Genomic DNA, 15,485 nt, shown 5'->3' with positions numbered 1-15,485 from the left:
TGGGGGGTAAGGGGGAGTTATACGCATTTTTAGAAAAAAATGTGCTTATGTATAAAAAGAGGACTGTGAAAAAATGATTTCTCATTTTTTCACAGCCCCTTAAGAACTCTGCCCTTTAGGGGCATTTTATATTTTTCCGCTTGGGGTTTTTATTTTATGCTTTTTCCCAAAGTTCCTCTGCTTTTTCCTTCCAAGCTTTCGCATACTCCTGGCATTTCCCACATAAATGCTCTGCCGTCTCAGGGGATTCCAGATCCGTAGACCTCGCTTTCGTCCTTTTTACCATCTCGACAAGTTTTCCGGATTCTCCAGCATAGGGCACGGACGAAGATGATTCTTGTTAAAGGGCTGTTCTTCTCTATAAGCCATAAATAGCGGCTGTCTAAGAGCTTCCAGCAAAGTCACCTGCTTGATGTTAGCGCTTGAATAATGAATAAATACACATGGTTCCACATCTCCGTTTGCATTGATATGGCAATAATTCCTTCCGCCTGCAATACAGCCTCCGACATATTCTCCGTCATTTTGAAAATCAAATGCGAATATCTCTTTCCCCCCTGTCATGCCACGGATCTCACGCACTCTGTGATACATGTACTCTCTCTGTTCTTTTGTCGGCAATAAGTCTACTGCCGCCGCATTTCCTACCGGCATATAATGAAAATACCAGGCATACCGACACCCCTTTTCTATGATCATATCCAGAAATTCATCCGATGTAACTGTCTCTATATTTGCTCGTGTATAGCAGATCGACGTGCCAAAGATCTGTCCATGCTGTCTCAGCAGATCCATTGCCTCCATCACACGGTCAAATACGCCCTTTCCTCTTCTTCCGTCATTAACCTCTGCATATCCTTCCAGGCTTAGAGAAAGTGTCAGATTTCCCACTCTTTCCATTTCCTGACAAAATGCTTCATCTACCAGCGTACCATTTGTAAAGGCATGAAACTCACAGTCGTTATGCTTCTCACATAGGCGCAGTAGATCTCTTTTGCGTACAAGCGGTTCGCCCCCCGTAAGCATATACAGATAAATCCCCAATTCTTTTCCCTGTGTTATGATCGTATCCATCTCTTCAAAACTTAAATTCAAAAGATGTCCGTACTCTGCCGCCCAGCATCCGGTACATCGTAGATTACACGCACTGGTAGGATCCATTAAGATCAGCCAGGGGATATTGCACTGATATTTTTCTCGAGACAAATGCATCACCTTCGTTCCATACAACATAGCTTCAAATCCAAGATTCAAAGCAGTTGTCTTGAGTACATGTGGACTCACCTCATCAAAGAGCCGGTTTAAGTACTGCATCCATTTACTTTCTGGATCCTCTATCAGTTCACGGGCTTTTTCGTAGGATGCTGCTTTAAATCGATCCCCTGCAAAATTTTCCGTCAGATCTACTAGTTTCAGAAGCGCCTTTTGTCTGCTTTCTTCGTTGTTCATGTATTTTAGTACACCGTCTGCTGCCGCTGAAAACGCAGCACGTTCTGTCTGATGCTTCAAATTTTTCATAACTCTTATCCTTTCCCTTGCATTTATATTGTACATAAGCAAACTATTTCTTCGTTCTGTCTGCTGCCTATATTATAGGCTCTTAGCATCTCTTTCGTAATATGCAACTTCCCATATCCGTACTTTTATACAGACATTCCTGCACATTTGCTCCTTTTTTGGAACATTTCAGTCCTTTTGTATACTTCTGATAAACTTTTGTTCTATTTTATGCTATACTTATCCAATACATTTACGAATGATTACAAAGGAGATCGATCTTACTCATGGAAAAGAAAAAAGAAATGACAAAAGACCTGCTGACAAATTCTTTTAAGACTCTGATTCTAAAATACCCATTTGAAAAAATTACTGTCCGTATGATCACAGACGGTGCCGGTGTCATCCGTCCTACCTTTTACAAATATTTTCAGGACAAATATGAAATTCCCGAATATATCCTGGAAAAAAATATAAAAGAAAAAATCCAGGTACTCATTGACAACAACATGGAAAAAAATATTTTTCAACTTCTGTGCAGTTGTCTTTTAAAGGACTTTGAATTATACAAACGTCTGTATCTGATCGAGGGATCCAACTCTTTTGAAATTCTTATGTTTCAGTATATCCATACTTTACTTCTAGAGCTGTTGGAGAAATATCCGCTAAGATCCCCCGATCATCTGAAGCCTTTTACAAAAGACACCCTAGCCAGATTCTATACAGCCGGGATCACTGCTTCACTTAAGTATCATATTCTGCATGGCACTTGCCTGCACCCGGAAGAATTCATGGAAGCCTATGACTACCTGATCCATCATTCCTTCCTTGATCTTATAGATTACGAGCCGGGAAGCTGACCACCGTACTCTTATTTTAAAATACTGCGCACAAGTCTTTCTTTCCACTTTTTATACGGCGGATATCCCACAGACAGCTGTATTCCCGCCGGCTTCCGATAAACGCTCCGTTCGTGGGTAAAGGCAGAAAAGCTGTATTTCCCATGATACTTTCCTATGCCGGAATTGCCTACTCCGCCGAATGGTAGATCGGGCCCCACCAGGTGGCTGATTGTATCGTTTACTGCCGCTCCACCCGATCTTGTGTGTTGTAGGATCCAGTCTGCCACTTTGCTGTTTCTTGTAAAAATATACAGCGCCAGAGGAGTTTCTCTTTTCTGCACAAAATGCACTGCCTCTTTCAGCGTCTTGTAGGACAAAACCGGAAGTATCGGACCGAACAACTCCTCCTGCATACATGCCGCCTGTTCATTCTCCCCCAAATCCTGAAGATCCAGGATCACCGGACCTATATACCGCTCTTGTCTGTCTCTTCCACAGAAAAAGACCTCATATGCCTCATCTTGTTTTAAGATTCTGCTTAGCCTGTCAAAATGATTTTCATTAACAATCCTTCCAAACTCTGTATTGCTCTGTACATTTGTCCCATATAATTTTACAACTGCCGCCTTAAGTTCCTCTAACAGTTCTTCCTTGACAGATTCATCTGCCAGCACATAATCCGGCGCCACACAAGTCTGTCCGGCATTGAGAAGCTTTCCCCACATAATCCTGTATGCCGCCTGCTTTATATTCGCGCTTTTCTCGACGATCACGGGGCTCTTCCCTCCCAATTCCAAAGTCACAGGTGTCAAATGCTCTGCCGCTGCCTGCATAACAAGTTTCCCGACTCTTACGCTGCCCGTAAAAAACAGATAATCAAACCTGTGTGCCAGCAATGCCTGATTCGCCTCTATCCCTCCGCAGACACAGCAGATGTACCTTTCCTCAAATGTCTTTTCTACCATTTCCTTTACGGCTGCCGCAGTATGTGGTGCCAGTTCTGATGGTTTGAGCACAGCGCAGTTACCGGCGGCTACAGCGCCGATAAGTGGTTCTATCAGTAATTGAAAAGGATAATTATAAGGACCCATGATCAAAACCTGTCCATAAGGTTCTTTTCGCACTCTGCTTTTTCCTGGAAATAAATGTACAGGCGTGTGTACTTTTTCTTCCCTGGTCCAATAAGACAGATGTTTCAGCGTATACCGTATGTCGGAAAGGACCAGACCAATCTCCGTTTCATAAGCTTCTGCCCTGTGTTTGCCCAGATCCAGAAAAAGTGCTCTTTCGATTGTTTTTCTTGCCATCTGAATGGCCTGGTAAAGTTTTTGCAGGTTCTTTGCACGAAAGTGGACATCCAGCGTTTTCCCTGTCTGAAAAAACTGTTTCTGCCTGCACATGATCTTTTCTATCTGTGCACGGTCTATCTGCGTATACTTCTCTTTTTCCGTCCCCATGTACCCATTTCTCCTTTCCTATTCATCGGGCAGATAATAAATCTGTATCTTTCCCGTGATCTCATTGACTCCTATCTGCGACCGTACACCAAATACTTCCCCTATATATTTCTCTGTGATGATCTCCTCCGGAGACCCTGCCGCCACGATCTTTCCCTTGTCCATCAATATGATCTTGTCACAATACATGGCAGCAATATTCAGATCATGGATCGAAGACAGCACTGTAATATCTTGTTTCTTTAATGTCTGCATGATCAAATACTGATAGCGGATGTCCAGATGATTTGTCGGTTCATCCAGAACGATCAGCCTGCTTTGCTGTACCAACGCTCTTGCCAGCAATACTCTTTGCTTCTCTCCGCCCGAAAGGCTTAAATACATTCTGTGCGCATACCCATCCATTCCGACGTCCCAAAGAGCACTCCTGCAAAGATCTATATCTTCTTTCTTTGCTCTTTCTAAAAATCTCCGGTGCGCATATCTGCCATACATCACCATATCCAACACTTCTACATCAAATTCCACTGTGTTTTCCTGCGCCACTACTGATACTTCCCGGGCCATCTCTTTAGGCGGCAGCGTCATCACATCTCTTCCGCTGATAAACACTGCATTTCTTGTCGGTTTATAGGTTTTATATATATTCTTGAGCAATGTAGTTTTTCCGCATCCATTCGGTCCAATCAGTCCGACAAAACCGCCTTCCTCTACACAAAGGGAAACGGCATCCAACACCTGCGTCCCCTCTATCGTATAGTCCAGATCTGTTACCTTTAACTGCATATCTGCCCCCATATCTTTCTGCATATTCTCCCCTCCTATCCTGCTCGATTTTTCTTGATCAGATACAAGAAAAACGGCGCTCCGATAAAGGCCGATATGATGCCGATCGGCAGTTCTTCCGGGGCTATGACGATCCTGGATATGACATCCGCCAGCATTGTAAACAGTCCGCCTGTCAAGATCACTGCCGGGAGCAGCCTCTTATGTTTCGAACCGACTATTGATCTTACAATATGCGGCACCACCAGACCGATAAAACCGATCACTCCGCTTACAGAGACTACGACACCGGTCAGCGCTGTCGCTGCCAATATGATGATGCGCTTGATCCTTCCTGTATTGACTCCCAGGCTTTCTGCCACATCATCTCCCAGGAGCAGAACATCCAATTCATTTACAAACAGCAAGATCAGAACAATGATAAAAGCAAACGCGACCGCCACATATTTTACTTTTCCCCAATCTGCCCCGCTTAAAGAACCAACCATCCAGTACTGTGCGGTCTTTGTCTTATCTGAGCCACTGTTGCATCCATAAATGATAAAATTTGTGACAGCAGTGAACAAAGCCGCTGTCGCAATCCCCGCCAACACAAGCCGGCTGGAGGTGATCCTGCCTCGATAAACAGCCATGTTCAAAGACAAAAGGATAGAAGCCGCCGCTCCCAATACTGCCCCTGCGATCGTAGAATATCCGCCTAAAAAAGCAAACCAGCCAAGAACGATCGCCGCTACCGCACCGGCGGAGGCACCGGAAGAAATCCCCAATACATACGGATCGGCTAACGCATTTTTCGTCAATGCCTGCATGAGCACGCCGCAGACGGACAGTCCCGCGCCTACGATGCAGGACAAAAGCACTCTGGGAAAACGGATATTCCAGATGATCGTTTCCAGATTTTCTTCCCATGTGGGTATAAACAACTCTGTTCCCGCTATTTTATTTATCAGGATCTCTAAAATGTCTGCCGGATCCATTTCCACGGCTCCTATGGATATGGACAAAAACGCGGCAACCAGCAAAAGGGCGCAGACTGACGCCATAAATGCCAGATACTGCCCCCTGTTTCGGATCATTTTTTGTTTCTTCATTCGTATTTCTCCGGATATAACTGCTTCGCAATGTCTTCTACAAGTCTCGCAGAACCGGCGGAGCCTTGCATATCAGAGCAGCACGCGGAAATGATCCTGCCCTCTTTCACTGCCCGCAGATCTTTCGTTGCATCATTCGTCCGCAAAAATTCTGCTTTTTTCTCTACTTCCTCTCCGCCTTCATAATCCAAGATCAATATCACATCCGGATCGCGCTCCACGACTTCTTCCCAGGATGGCGTCGCCCATCCCGCCTCTATATCGTCAAAAATCGAAATGCCGCCGGCCAGTTTCAAAATATCCCCCGGCATCCCCTGGCATGCGGTAAATGGAGCTTCTTCCCCTGAATCATAGGCAAACACAGTAATGGGATCTTCATATACCTCGCTGCCCAAGGTGTCTTCCACATCCTGCAGCGTATCTTTCATCTCCTGTACCTTTTCTTCCGCCGTATCCTCTGCCTTGAAAATCTTTCCCAGTGTCTCATAATCTTTATATAAATCTTCGAAAGTAGCGCTGTCTGAACACACATAAGGGAAATACATAGCGATTCCATTTTCTTCACAGAATTTCGGACTGAAGTTCTTATCTGAAAACACAGAATCCCACCCCACCAGAAAGTCACATCCTGTTGCGATCATTTCTTCTTTCGATAAAGTTGTGATCCCTTTTCCGGCTTCTACAAGCTGCGGGATCTCCTCTCTTGCCGGATATTCCGAAACCAGACTCCAGCAAGAACCTTTCGTGTATCCGGCCATCTGTTCTTCCAAGCCAAGATCAAAGAAAAAATCTGCCATCTGATCTCCGGATGCCACGATATGATCCGGCATTTCTGTAAAGGTATACTCCACATTCTCCCCCAGTCCGGAACGTTCCAAATTCAAAGTAACCGTCACAGGTGTATAATCGCTTTGTGTCTTCTTTGCCTCTTTTGCTCCTTCTGCCTCTTTATTTTTCCCACATCCTGCAACAAGGACACAGAGGAGGCCTGCGCATAATGCTGCGCTTACAATTTTTCTCTTCATCGTCATTTCCTCTCTTTTCTCGATTTCATTTACGGGAATATCTGTCTTTTTTACAGGTGTGTTATACGATTTTCATTTTTCTCGTCCCCTTCCTCCTTCCCCTTACCGGAAATTTGCAAGATAACTTTAGCAAGTCTTAGGGCTTGGCATCTTCCTCGATTCCGCCTTCTCACGCTTCACTTCGCGCAATGGCCTGATTGAAATCTTGTCCGCCTTACCTCAGGTGTAAGCTGCCAGTGAATTCCACACTGTTCCTTATTAAGTCAGATGACACTAAAGTCTTTGTAATTTATATATTACAAGTGGATTCATTATATACTAAATCGCTCCCCGGCGCAAGCAGAGGGATTTCTCTCCTCCTCTACATTTTTCCTGCATAGTATGCTAAAATAAATCTGATATACGCCACCTTGACGCTTTCTTTCTGCTCATGAGTGGTTCTGAACTGTGAAAGGAGATCTACTATGCATATACAGGAAACACTGCCCCGGTACCTTGGAAAATCCGTTTCGGAGGCTTCCAATAAAGAAATCTATCACGCGCTCCTTGCCCTTGTGCAAGAAGCGGCTGCCGGCAAAAAAGCAGCTGACAGCAAAAAGAAACTCTATTATATTTCCGCCGAGTTTCTCATTGGCAAACTTCTGTCCAACAACTTGATCAATCTTGGAATTTATGAGGAAGTAAAAGCATTTCTTGCGCACAATGGCAAGAATTTAAGTGAAATCGAGGAACTGGAGCCGGAGCCATCTCTTGGCAACGGCGGACTTGGCCGCCTCGCCGCATGCTTTCTGGATTCTATCGCCGCACTGGGACTTAACGGAGACGGCATTGGTCTCAACTATCATCTGGGACTTTTCAAACAGACCTTTGAAAATTTTCTTCAAAAAGAGACACCTGATCCCTGGATTGAAAAAAAAAGCTGGCTGGAAAAGACAGACGTCACCTATCCTGTAGAATTCGGTGGTTTTACTCTGCATTCCAGAATGTATGACATTGCCGTGACCGGATATGAAAACCGCACTAACAAGCTCCATCTTTTTGATGTGGATACCGTGGCAGAAGAGATCGTACATGACGGGATCACCTTTGACAAAGAAAATATCCCCAAAAACCTCACCCTCTTTCTCTATCCTGATGACAGTGATGAAAATGGACGCCTTCTCAGAATTTACCAGCAGTACTTCATGGTCAGCTGTGCCGCGCAGTTGATACTGGATGAATGTACGGCAAAAGGATGTACGCTCCTGGATCTTCCGGATTATGCAGTCATCCAAATCAATGACACCCATCCGACTCTGGTGATCCCCGAACTCATCCGGCTTCTGACCAAAAAAGGCCTTACAATGGATGAAGCAATCGCCGTAGTCTCCAAGACCTGCGCCTATACGAACCATACCATTTTGGCAGAAGCATTGGAAAAATGGCCGCTCTCTTACCTGCAGAAAGTTGTCCCGTCCCTGGTTCCTATCATTGAGATCCTGGATGATAAAGTACGAAGGAAATTTACCGATGAAAGCATCGCTATCATTGACCGCAACGATACCGTCCACATGGCTCATATAGATATCCACTATGGCTTCAGCGTCAATGGCGTTGCCGCCCTGCACACGGAGATCTTGAAGAAAAATGAACTGCATAATTTCTATCAGATCTATCCGGAAAAGTTCAAGAACAAAACGAATGGAATCACTTTCCGCAGGTGGCTGCTCCACTGCAATCCCCTGCTGACACAGCTGCTTGTCTCTTGCATTGGCACCGGCTTTTATAAAGAACCGGCTCAGTTGGAAGAATTTCTCCGTTTCAAGACAGATCCGGAAATCCTGCGCCAACTTTTGGAAATAAAATATACAAACAAAAGACGACTATGTGAGTATCTAAAAAGCACGCAAGATATCACGCTTGATCCGGATTCCGTCTTTGATATCCAGATCAAGCGCTTACACGAATACAAACGTCAACAGATGAACGCACTGTATCTGATCGATAAATATCTGCAGATCAAAGCCGGCAATAAGCCCTCCACGCCGATTACCGCTATCTTCGGCGCAAAGGCGGCTCCTGCTTATACGATCGCCAAAGACATCATCCATCTGATACTCTGTCTGCAGGAACTCATCCGGCGGGATCCGGATGTCCTTCCTTATCTGCAGATCGTGATGGTTGAAAATTATGCCGTGGAAAAAGCAGAAAAATTGATCCCTGCCTGCGATATTTCGGAACAGATCTCTCTTGCTTCCAAAGAAGCGAGCGGTACCGGCAATATGAAATTCATGCTGAACGGAGCCATAACTCTCGGCACAGAAGACGGCGCCAATGTAGAAATACATGAACAAGTAGGTGATGAGAATATCTTCCTGTTCGGCGCATCCAGTGATGTGGTCATCCGCCATTATAAAAACGCCGACTATTCAGCAAAAGCGTATTATGAAAAGGATAAGGACATTCAAGCAGCCATAGATTTTATAACGGGCAAAGAACTGCTTTCCATTGGAAACAAAGAACAGCTGACACGCCTGCAAAATGAACTGCTTACGAAAGACTGGTTTATGACACTGCTGGATTTCCAAGCTTACAAGGCGAAAAAGGAGGAAGCACTGCGGGCATATGAAGACAGGACTGCCTGGGCAGAAAAGATGCTGGTGAATATCGCCCATGCAGGTTTCTTCTCTTCTGACCGCACTATAACAGAATACAACCGCGATATATGGCGACTGTAAAGACTTACACACCTGACAATAAAACGATTTAAACACCGGAGGAAGCATTATGAGAGCAAGCGGCATTTTATTACCTGTTTTTTCTCTGCCGTCTAAGTATGGCATCGGCTGCTTTTCTAAAGAAGCCTATGCATTTATTGATTTTTTAAAGGAAGCGGGACAGACCCGCTGGCAGATCCTGCCCCTGGGGCCGACCGGATATGGCGATTCGCCCTACCAGTCCTTTTCCACTTTTGCTGGAAATCCTTATTTCATAGATTTACAAACTCTGATTGAAGAACATCTTCTGACAGAACAAGAATGCGCAGCTTACGATTTTGGGAGAGATTCTGTTTCTATTGATTATGAAAAACTCTATCACGCAAGATTTGGAATCCTGCGTAAAGCCTATCAGCGTTTTTGCCCTGATAAGACATATGAAACCTTTATTTCACAAAACACCTGGTGGTTGTCTGACTATGCCCTTTATATGGCAGTCAAAGACGCTCATGACGGCATGCCCTGGTCTTCCTGGGAAACGCCTCTGCGCACCCGTCAGCCGGATGCTTTAAGGAAGGCCAAAGAACTGTATGCAGACGAGATCGGTTTCTATTCTTTCCTACAGTTTACCTTCGACAAACAATGGACACAACTGAAAGCCTATGCGAATAAAAATGCCGTACAGATCATTGGCGATCTCCCCATCTATGTAGCCTTTGACAGTGCAGATACCTGGGCGGCTCCAAATCTGTTCCAGTTCACAGAAAATCATACTCCAGTCCATGTTGCCGGCTGTCCGCCGGATGCCTTTTCTGCCACCGGACAGCTCTGGGGCAATCCTCTTTACAACTGGCAGTATCATAAGGAAACGGACTATGCCTGGTGGACACGTCGTATCGCACATAGTTTAAAATTATATGACATTGTAAGGATCGACCATTTTCGTGGCTTTGATGAATATTACGCGATTCCTTACGGTGATAAAACAGCGGAACACGGACAGTGGATGCCTGGACCAGGACTAGATTTTTTCCGTACTATAGAAAAGAAATTGGGACAGCTGCCTATTATTGCAGAAGACCTAGGTTTTCTTACAGACAGTGTGTTAAACTTACTAAAAGACAGCGGTTTTCCCGGTATGAAAGTCATCCAATTTGCCTTTGACGACCGGGAGTCATCTAATTATCTTCCCTACACATATCCTGCCAACTGCGTTGTATATACCGGGACACATGACAATGATACGACCCGCAGTTGGTATCGCCACGCGCCGAAAGAATGCCGAGATTTTGCGGCGGAATACCTACACAAGCCACTTCTGGATACAGACAGCCTGTCCTGGGATTTTATCGCCATGGCGATGAGTAGTGTAGCTAATTTATGTGTCATTCCGATCCAGGATTGTCTCTGCCTTGACGAACACGCCCGCATCAATACGCCTTCTACCCTAGGAGGCAACTGGACATGGCGGCTTACAAATGAGCAGCTCACAAAAGAACTGGCAGCACAGCTGCAGCATATGACAAAGCTGTATGGAAGGCTCTCCAGCTGATAAAGCGTGTTCTTCCGGCGCATTGTTAAAAACACTGTATCACCGTTATGCTTATATGCAGCGGTTTTGATACAGTGTTTTTCTCAACTTCTAAATATATTCCAATATCCCTCGTATATCTCTTACAACAGCGTCTGCTCCGGCAGCTCTGTATTTCTTTTCTGCTGCCTTCATCCTGCTTGTCTTTTCTTCCTCGGAGAGTGCCTCAAATGTATCCAGCACGCTCTTGGCGTTCCGGATGCCTACATAATACAGCGGGCAGGTTGGGAAAATGACGGGGTATTAAAGGCTATATACACAGACATGCTATGGAAAGCAAAGTTAAAGAAATGTCCGACATCATAAATAATCATTTTGAGCAACTATGCAACACGAAATGCAACACAAAAAAATAAAACCCCTGAAAATCAGAGGCTTTTCAATGCCGCAGACCGGAATCGAACCGGTACGGGTATCACTACCCACGGGATTTTAAGTCCCGGGCGTCTGCCAGTTCCGCCACTGCGGCATATGGAACCTATAGGGCTCGAACCTATGACCCTCTGCTTGTAAGGCAGATGCTCTCCCAGCTGAGCTAAGATTCCATCTCAACATCAAAAATTATTATATACCTAATTATAATTGATGTCAACGACCCAGAAGAGACTCGAACTCTCGACCTCCGCCGTGACAGGGCGGCGCTCTAACCAACTGAGCCACTGGGCCTTGCTTATATTCTGTTTTTAAATAGTGGACCTTCAGGGACTCGAACCCGGGACCGATCGGTTATGAGCCGATTGCTCTAACCAGCTGAGCTAAAGGTCCACATTAAATATGTCCCATATAGGAACAAAGCCGATGATCGGACTCGAACCGATAACCTGCTGATTACAAATCAGCTGCTCTGCCAATTGAGCCACATCGGCATATTCAATTTTATTGAATTGCACCATATCGGCAAACTACATTCAATGACTCCGACGGGAATCGAACCCGTGTTACCGCCGTGAAAGGGCGATGTCTTAACCGCTTGACCACGGAGCCAAATATTAAAATTACCTCTTATATTTTTATAGACCGCAAGTATGTGCTTACGGTCTATAACCTCCCCCTGTTGGACTCGAACCAACGACAACTCGGTTAACAGCCGAGTGCTCTACCGACTGAGCTAAGGAGGAATATAACTATTCTTCAGGATATACCCTGAAAACTACATACAAAAGATCTTTTCTCCATCCATTCTCCTATCACCTTGCTTGGTTATGCCCTCGACCTATTAGTAACGGTCAGCTCCATACATTACTGTACTTCCACCTCCGTCCTATCTACCTCGTCGTCTTCAAGGGGTCTTACTAACTTTACGTTATGGGATATCTTATCTTGAGGGGGGCTTCACGCTTAGATGCCTTCAGCGTTTATCCCGTCCCGGCTTGGCTACTCTGCTATGCTCTTGGCTGAACAACAGATACACCAGCGGCCAGTCCATCCCGGTCCTCTCGTACTAAGGACAGCTCCTCTCAAATATCCTACGCCCACGCCGGATAGGGACCGAACTGTCTCACGACGTTCTGAACCCAGCTCGCGTACCGCTTTAATGGGCGAACAGCCCAACCCTTGGGACCTACTTCAGCCCCAGGATGCGATGAGCCGACATCGAGGTGCCAAACCACTCCGTCGATGTGAACTCTTGGGAGTGATAAGCCTGTTATCCCCAGGGTAGCTTTTATCCGTTGAGCGATGGCAATCCCACTTTATACCACCGGATCACTAAGTCCTACTTTCGTACCTGCTCCACCCGTCGGTGTCGCAGTCAAGCTCCCTTCTGCCTTTGCACTCTTCGAATGGTTTCCGACCATTCTGAGGGAACCTTTGAGCGCCTCCGATACCCTTTCGGAGGCGACCGCCCCAGTCAAACTCCCCACCTGACATTGTCCCCCAGCCGGTTCACGGCTGCTGGTTAGAAACCCAATACTGCAAGGGTGGTATCCCAACAGCGGCTCCATGGCAACTGGCGTTGCCACTTCCTAGCCTCCCACCTATCCTGTACATGCAATACCGAATCCCAGTATCAAGCTGGAGTAAAGCTCCATGGGGTCTTTCCGTCCTGGCGCAGGTAACCAGCATCTTCACTGGTATTTCAATTTCACCGGGTGCATTGTTGAGACAGTGCCCAAATCATTACGCCTTTCGTGCGGGTCGGAACTTACCCGACAAGGAATTTCGCTACCTTAGGACCGTTATAGTTACGGCCGCCGTTTACTGGGGCTTAAGTTCAAAGCTTCGCTTGCGCTAACCTCTCCCCTTAACCTTCCAGCACCGGGCAGGCGTCAGCCCATATACCTCACCTTTCGGTTTTGCATAGACCTGTGTTTTTGCTAAACAGTTGCTTGGGCCAATTCTCTGCGGCCTGGTCTCCCAGGCACTCCTTCTCCCGAAGTTACGGAGTCATTTTGCCGAGTTCCTTAACAATGCTTCTCCCGTCGGCCTTAGGATTCTCTCCTCATCCACCTGTGTCGGTTTACGGTACGGGTATTTTATGAACAATAGCGGCTTTTCTTGGCAGTTAGCTCACGCTCTTCCCTACTCTTACTTCGGTCCGCTTCACGCCTTCCCCTTGCACACCGGTTTTGCCTGATGTACGGGTACTTCGCTTGCACCGGGCTTTCCATTCCCGGCTCGCGCTCTCTCCCTGCGTCCCCACAGTTCTGTCATAAAATAGTACAGGAATCTCAACCTGTTATCCATCGACTACGTCTTTCGACCTCGCCTTAGGCCCCGACTTACCCAGAGCAGATCAGCTTTACTCTGGAAACCTTAGATATTCGGCCGGAAGGATTCTCACCTTCCTCTCGCTACTCATTCCGGCATTCTCTCTTCTTAATGATCCACTGCTCCTTCCGGTACAGCTTCTTCTCTTTAAGAATGCTCCTCTACCAACTGACATTCGTCAGTTCCTAAGCTTCGGTAGTGTGTTTTAGCCCCGGACATTTTCGGCGCAGGACCTCTCGACTAGTGAGCTATTACGCACTCTTTTAATGTATGGCTGCTTCTAAGCCAACATCCTAGTTGTCTTTGAAATCCCACATCCTTTTCCACTTAACACACATTTTGGGACCTTAGCTGTAGGTCTGGGCTCTTTCCCTTTCGACTACCCAACTTATCTCGGATAGTCTGACTCCCATACATCATCTACACGGCATTCGGAGTTTGATATCCCTTGGTAAGCTTTGACGCCCCCTTAGGAATTCAGTGCTCTACCTCCGCAAGACTCGTATGAGGCTAGCCCTAAAGCTATTTCGAGGAGAACCAGCTATCTCCGGGTTCGATTGGAATTTCTCCCCTATCCACACCTCATCCCCACCCTTTTCAACGGATGTGGGTTCGGTCCTCCATTGCCTTTTACGGCAACTTCAACCTGGACATGGATAGATCACCCGGTTTCGGGTCTACTCCGGCTGACTGTTTCGCCCTCTTCAGACTTGGTTTCCCTTCGGCTCCACACCTCTAAGTGCTTAACCTCGCCAGCCGACGTAACTCGCCGGACCGTTCTACAAAAAGTACGCAGTTCCGCATTTAAAGCGGTTCCACAGCTTGTAAACATATGGTTTCAGGTTCTCTTTCACTCCCCTCCCGGGGTCCTTTTCACCTTTCCTTCACAGTACTATGCGCTATCGGTCACTAAGGAGTATTTAGCCTTACGGGGTGGTCCCCGCTCTTTCAGTCAAGGTTTCTCGTGTCTCGACCTACTCTGGATACCGCCTTGTCAACTCGCCTTTCGCTTACGGGGCTTTCACCCTCTCTGGCTGGCTTTCCCAAAACCATTCTGCTAGACTCGTTGAATCAATCCTGCGGTCCGAACCCCGGAGTGCACGCACTCCGGTTTGGGCTCTTTCCATTTCGCTCGCCGCTACTTTGGAAATCACATGTTGTTTTCTCTTCCTCCGGCTACTTAGATGTTTCAGTTCACCGGGTTCCCTTCCTAACGTTATGGATTGGCGTTAGGATAACTGAGGTTTTCTCAGTTAGGTTTCCCCATTCAGATATCTCCGGATCTATGGATATTTGCTCCTCCCCGAAGCTTTTCGCAGCTTATCACGTCTTTCATCGGCTCTTAGTGCCAAGGCATCCACCATACGCTCTTATCAGCATAACCAACTGATGCCGTCCGCGGGTACGGACTTCATCTACACATGCATAGCGTTGCACGCGTTGGTAATAGTCAATTTTATTTCTGTCTGTTTTCTTCAGACTCGTTAATGTTGTTAATAACATTACCTCGGATGTCTTTGATATTTCTATCTATCTCTTTCGTATGCAGTTTTCAAGGTACATAAGACAATCCAGAGTCCTCGCACTGAGTGCTCTTAAATCATCTAATGGAGAATACGAGATTCGAACTCGTGACCTCCTGCTTGCAAGGCAGGCGCTCTCCCAACTGAGCTAATCCCCCGTCCATTTTATTTTTTTAATATATGGGCTTAAGTGGACTCGAACCACCGACCTCACGCTTATCAGGCGTGCGCTCTAACCGGCTGAGCTATAAGCCCATATTCTTTTTTA

8 protein-coding genes, 9 tRNA genes, 1 rRNA gene, 1 pseudogene and 1 riboswitch are annotated in these 15,485 nt (G+C 46.2%); of the genes and pseudogenes, 3 read left to right on the top strand and 16 right to left on the bottom strand.

Annotated elements, in window-relative coordinates; genetic code table 11:
* Positions 1-154: 154 nt before the first annotated feature.
* Positions 155-1,518: pseudogene (locus BN3282_RS02310) on the bottom strand (radical SAM protein).
* A 266-nt stretch (positions 1,519-1,784) separates the two neighbouring features.
* Between BN3282_RS02310 and BN3282_RS02305 the strand changes: the two are divergent.
* A complete protein-coding gene (locus BN3282_RS02305) occupies positions 1,785-2,357 on the top strand; it encodes a TetR/AcrR family transcriptional regulator C-terminal domain-containing protein (protein WP_059066518.1) in 573 nt (190 codons plus the stop codon).
* An 11-nt stretch (positions 2,358-2,368) separates the two neighbouring features.
* Here BN3282_RS02305 and BN3282_RS02300 read toward each other — a convergent pair whose 3' ends face one another.
* From BN3282_RS02300 to BN3282_RS02285, 4 genes are read right to left on the bottom strand one after another with little or no spacing between them, the layout of a single operon-like run.
* Positions 2,369-3,796 (bottom strand): aldehyde dehydrogenase, encoded by a 1,428-nt coding sequence (locus BN3282_RS02300; RefSeq protein WP_059066517.1) that lies wholly within the window; start codon positions 3,794-3,796, stop codon positions 2,369-2,371.
* An 18-nt stretch (positions 3,797-3,814) separates the two neighbouring features.
* The gene (locus BN3282_RS02295; RefSeq protein WP_242866575.1) at positions 3,815-4,606 is read right to left on the bottom strand and encodes an ABC transporter ATP-binding protein; all 792 of its coding nucleotides are present in this window, start codon (positions 4,604-4,606) and stop codon (positions 3,815-3,817) included.
* Positions 4,607-4,617: 11 nt separating this feature from the next.
* Entirely contained in the window at positions 4,618-5,673 is a 1,056-nt protein-coding gene (locus tag BN3282_RS02290; RefSeq protein ID WP_059066516.1) for a FecCD family ABC transporter permease, read from the bottom strand.
* Complete coding sequence (locus BN3282_RS02285; protein WP_059066515.1) at positions 5,670-6,698, bottom strand: ABC transporter substrate-binding protein; 1,029 nt, start codon at positions 6,696-6,698, stop codon at positions 5,670-5,672. Before BN3282_RS02285 ends, BN3282_RS02290 begins: the two co-directional genes overlap by 4 nt.
* 111 nt (positions 6,699-6,809) lie before the next feature.
* Positions 6,810-6,991: riboswitch (cobalamin riboswitch) on the bottom strand.
* A 171-nt stretch (positions 6,992-7,162) separates the two neighbouring features.
* Here BN3282_RS02285 and BN3282_RS02280 point away from each other — a divergent pair.
* Both BN3282_RS02280 and malQ read left to right on the top strand, forming a co-directional pair.
* Positions 7,163-9,415 carry a glycogen/starch/alpha-glucan phosphorylase gene (locus tag BN3282_RS02280; RefSeq protein WP_059066514.1) on the top strand — a complete coding sequence of 751 codons (2,253 nt, stop codon included), beginning with the start codon at positions 7,163-7,165 and terminating at the stop codon, positions 9,413-9,415.
* Between the two features lie 49 nt (positions 9,416-9,464).
* Positions 9,465-10,946, top strand: a complete 1,482-nt coding sequence (gene malQ, locus BN3282_RS02275) for a 4-alpha-glucanotransferase (RefSeq protein ID WP_059066513.1) — start codon at positions 9,465-9,467, stop codon at positions 10,944-10,946.
* 90 nt (positions 10,947-11,036) lie between these two features.
* On the opposite strand, the gene BN3282_RS15380 is transcribed toward malQ, so the two are convergent.
* The 11 genes from BN3282_RS15380 to BN3282_RS02225 all read right to left on the bottom strand — a co-directional run bounded on the left by BN3282_RS15380 (position 11,037) and on the right by BN3282_RS02225 (position 15,472).
* On the bottom strand, positions 11,037-11,168 hold the full coding sequence (locus BN3282_RS15380) for a hypothetical protein (RefSeq protein ID WP_267304283.1): 132 nt from the start codon (positions 11,166-11,168) through the stop codon (positions 11,037-11,039).
* Between the two features lie 200 nt (positions 11,169-11,368).
* A tRNA-Leu gene (locus tag BN3282_RS02270) sits at positions 11,369-11,454 on the bottom strand.
* 3 nt (positions 11,455-11,457) lie between these two features.
* Positions 11,458-11,530: transfer RNA gene (locus tag BN3282_RS02265), tRNA-Val, on the bottom strand.
* A gap of 47 nt (positions 11,531-11,577) precedes the next feature.
* Positions 11,578-11,651 (bottom strand) — tRNA-Asp (locus BN3282_RS02260).
* A gap of 25 nt (positions 11,652-11,676) precedes the next feature.
* Positions 11,677-11,750 (bottom strand) — tRNA-Ile (locus tag BN3282_RS02255).
* Between the two features lie 28 nt (positions 11,751-11,778).
* Positions 11,779-11,851 (bottom strand) — tRNA-Thr (locus BN3282_RS02250).
* Positions 11,852-11,897: 46 nt separating this feature from the next.
* Positions 11,898-11,969: transfer RNA gene (locus BN3282_RS02245), tRNA-Glu, on the bottom strand.
* A 61-nt stretch (positions 11,970-12,030) separates the two neighbouring features.
* A tRNA-Asn gene (locus tag BN3282_RS02240) sits at positions 12,031-12,103 on the bottom strand.
* Positions 12,104-12,181: 78 nt separating this feature from the next.
* Positions 12,182-15,078: ribosomal RNA gene (locus BN3282_RS02235) — 23S ribosomal RNA — on the bottom strand.
* A 224-nt stretch (positions 15,079-15,302) separates the two neighbouring features.
* Positions 15,303-15,375: transfer RNA gene (locus BN3282_RS02230), tRNA-Ala, on the bottom strand.
* Between the two features lie 23 nt (positions 15,376-15,398).
* Positions 15,399-15,472 (bottom strand) — tRNA-Ile (locus tag BN3282_RS02225).
* Between the last annotated feature and the right edge of the window lie 13 nt (positions 15,473-15,485).

It is taken from the genome of Mediterraneibacter massiliensis, from assembly GCF_001487105.1.
Lineage (GTDB): Bacteria > Bacillota > Clostridia > Lachnospirales > Lachnospiraceae > Mediterraneibacter > Mediterraneibacter massiliensis.
The sequence above is the reverse complement of the archived record's forward strand: the minus strand, read 5'-3'. Positions and strand labels throughout refer to the sequence as shown.

Bases quoted from the DNA above. Each gene is read 5' to 3' on its own strand.
- BN3282_RS02305 (WP_059066518.1), top strand. From the start codon at position 1,785: ATGGAAAAGAAAAAAGAAATGACAAAAGACCTGCTGACAAATTCTTTT.
- BN3282_RS02300 (WP_059066517.1), bottom strand. From the start codon at position 3,796: ATGGGGACGGAAAAAGAGAAGTATACGCAGATAGACCGTGCACAGATA.
- BN3282_RS02295 (WP_242866575.1), bottom strand. From the start codon at position 4,606: ATGCAGAAAGATATGGGGGCAGATATGCAGTTAAAGGTAACAGATCTG.
- BN3282_RS02290 (WP_059066516.1), bottom strand. From the start codon at position 5,673: ATGAAGAAACAAAAAATGATCCGAAACAGGGGGCAGTATCTGGCATTT.
- BN3282_RS02285 (WP_059066515.1), bottom strand. From the start codon at position 6,698: ATGAAGAGAAAAATTGTAAGCGCAGCATTATGCGCAGGCCTCCTCTGT.
- BN3282_RS02280 (WP_059066514.1), top strand. From the start codon at position 7,163: ATGCATATACAGGAAACACTGCCCCGGTACCTTGGAAAATCCGTTTCG.
- malQ (WP_059066513.1), top strand. From the start codon at position 9,465: ATGAGAGCAAGCGGCATTTTATTACCTGTTTTTTCTCTGCCGTCTAAG.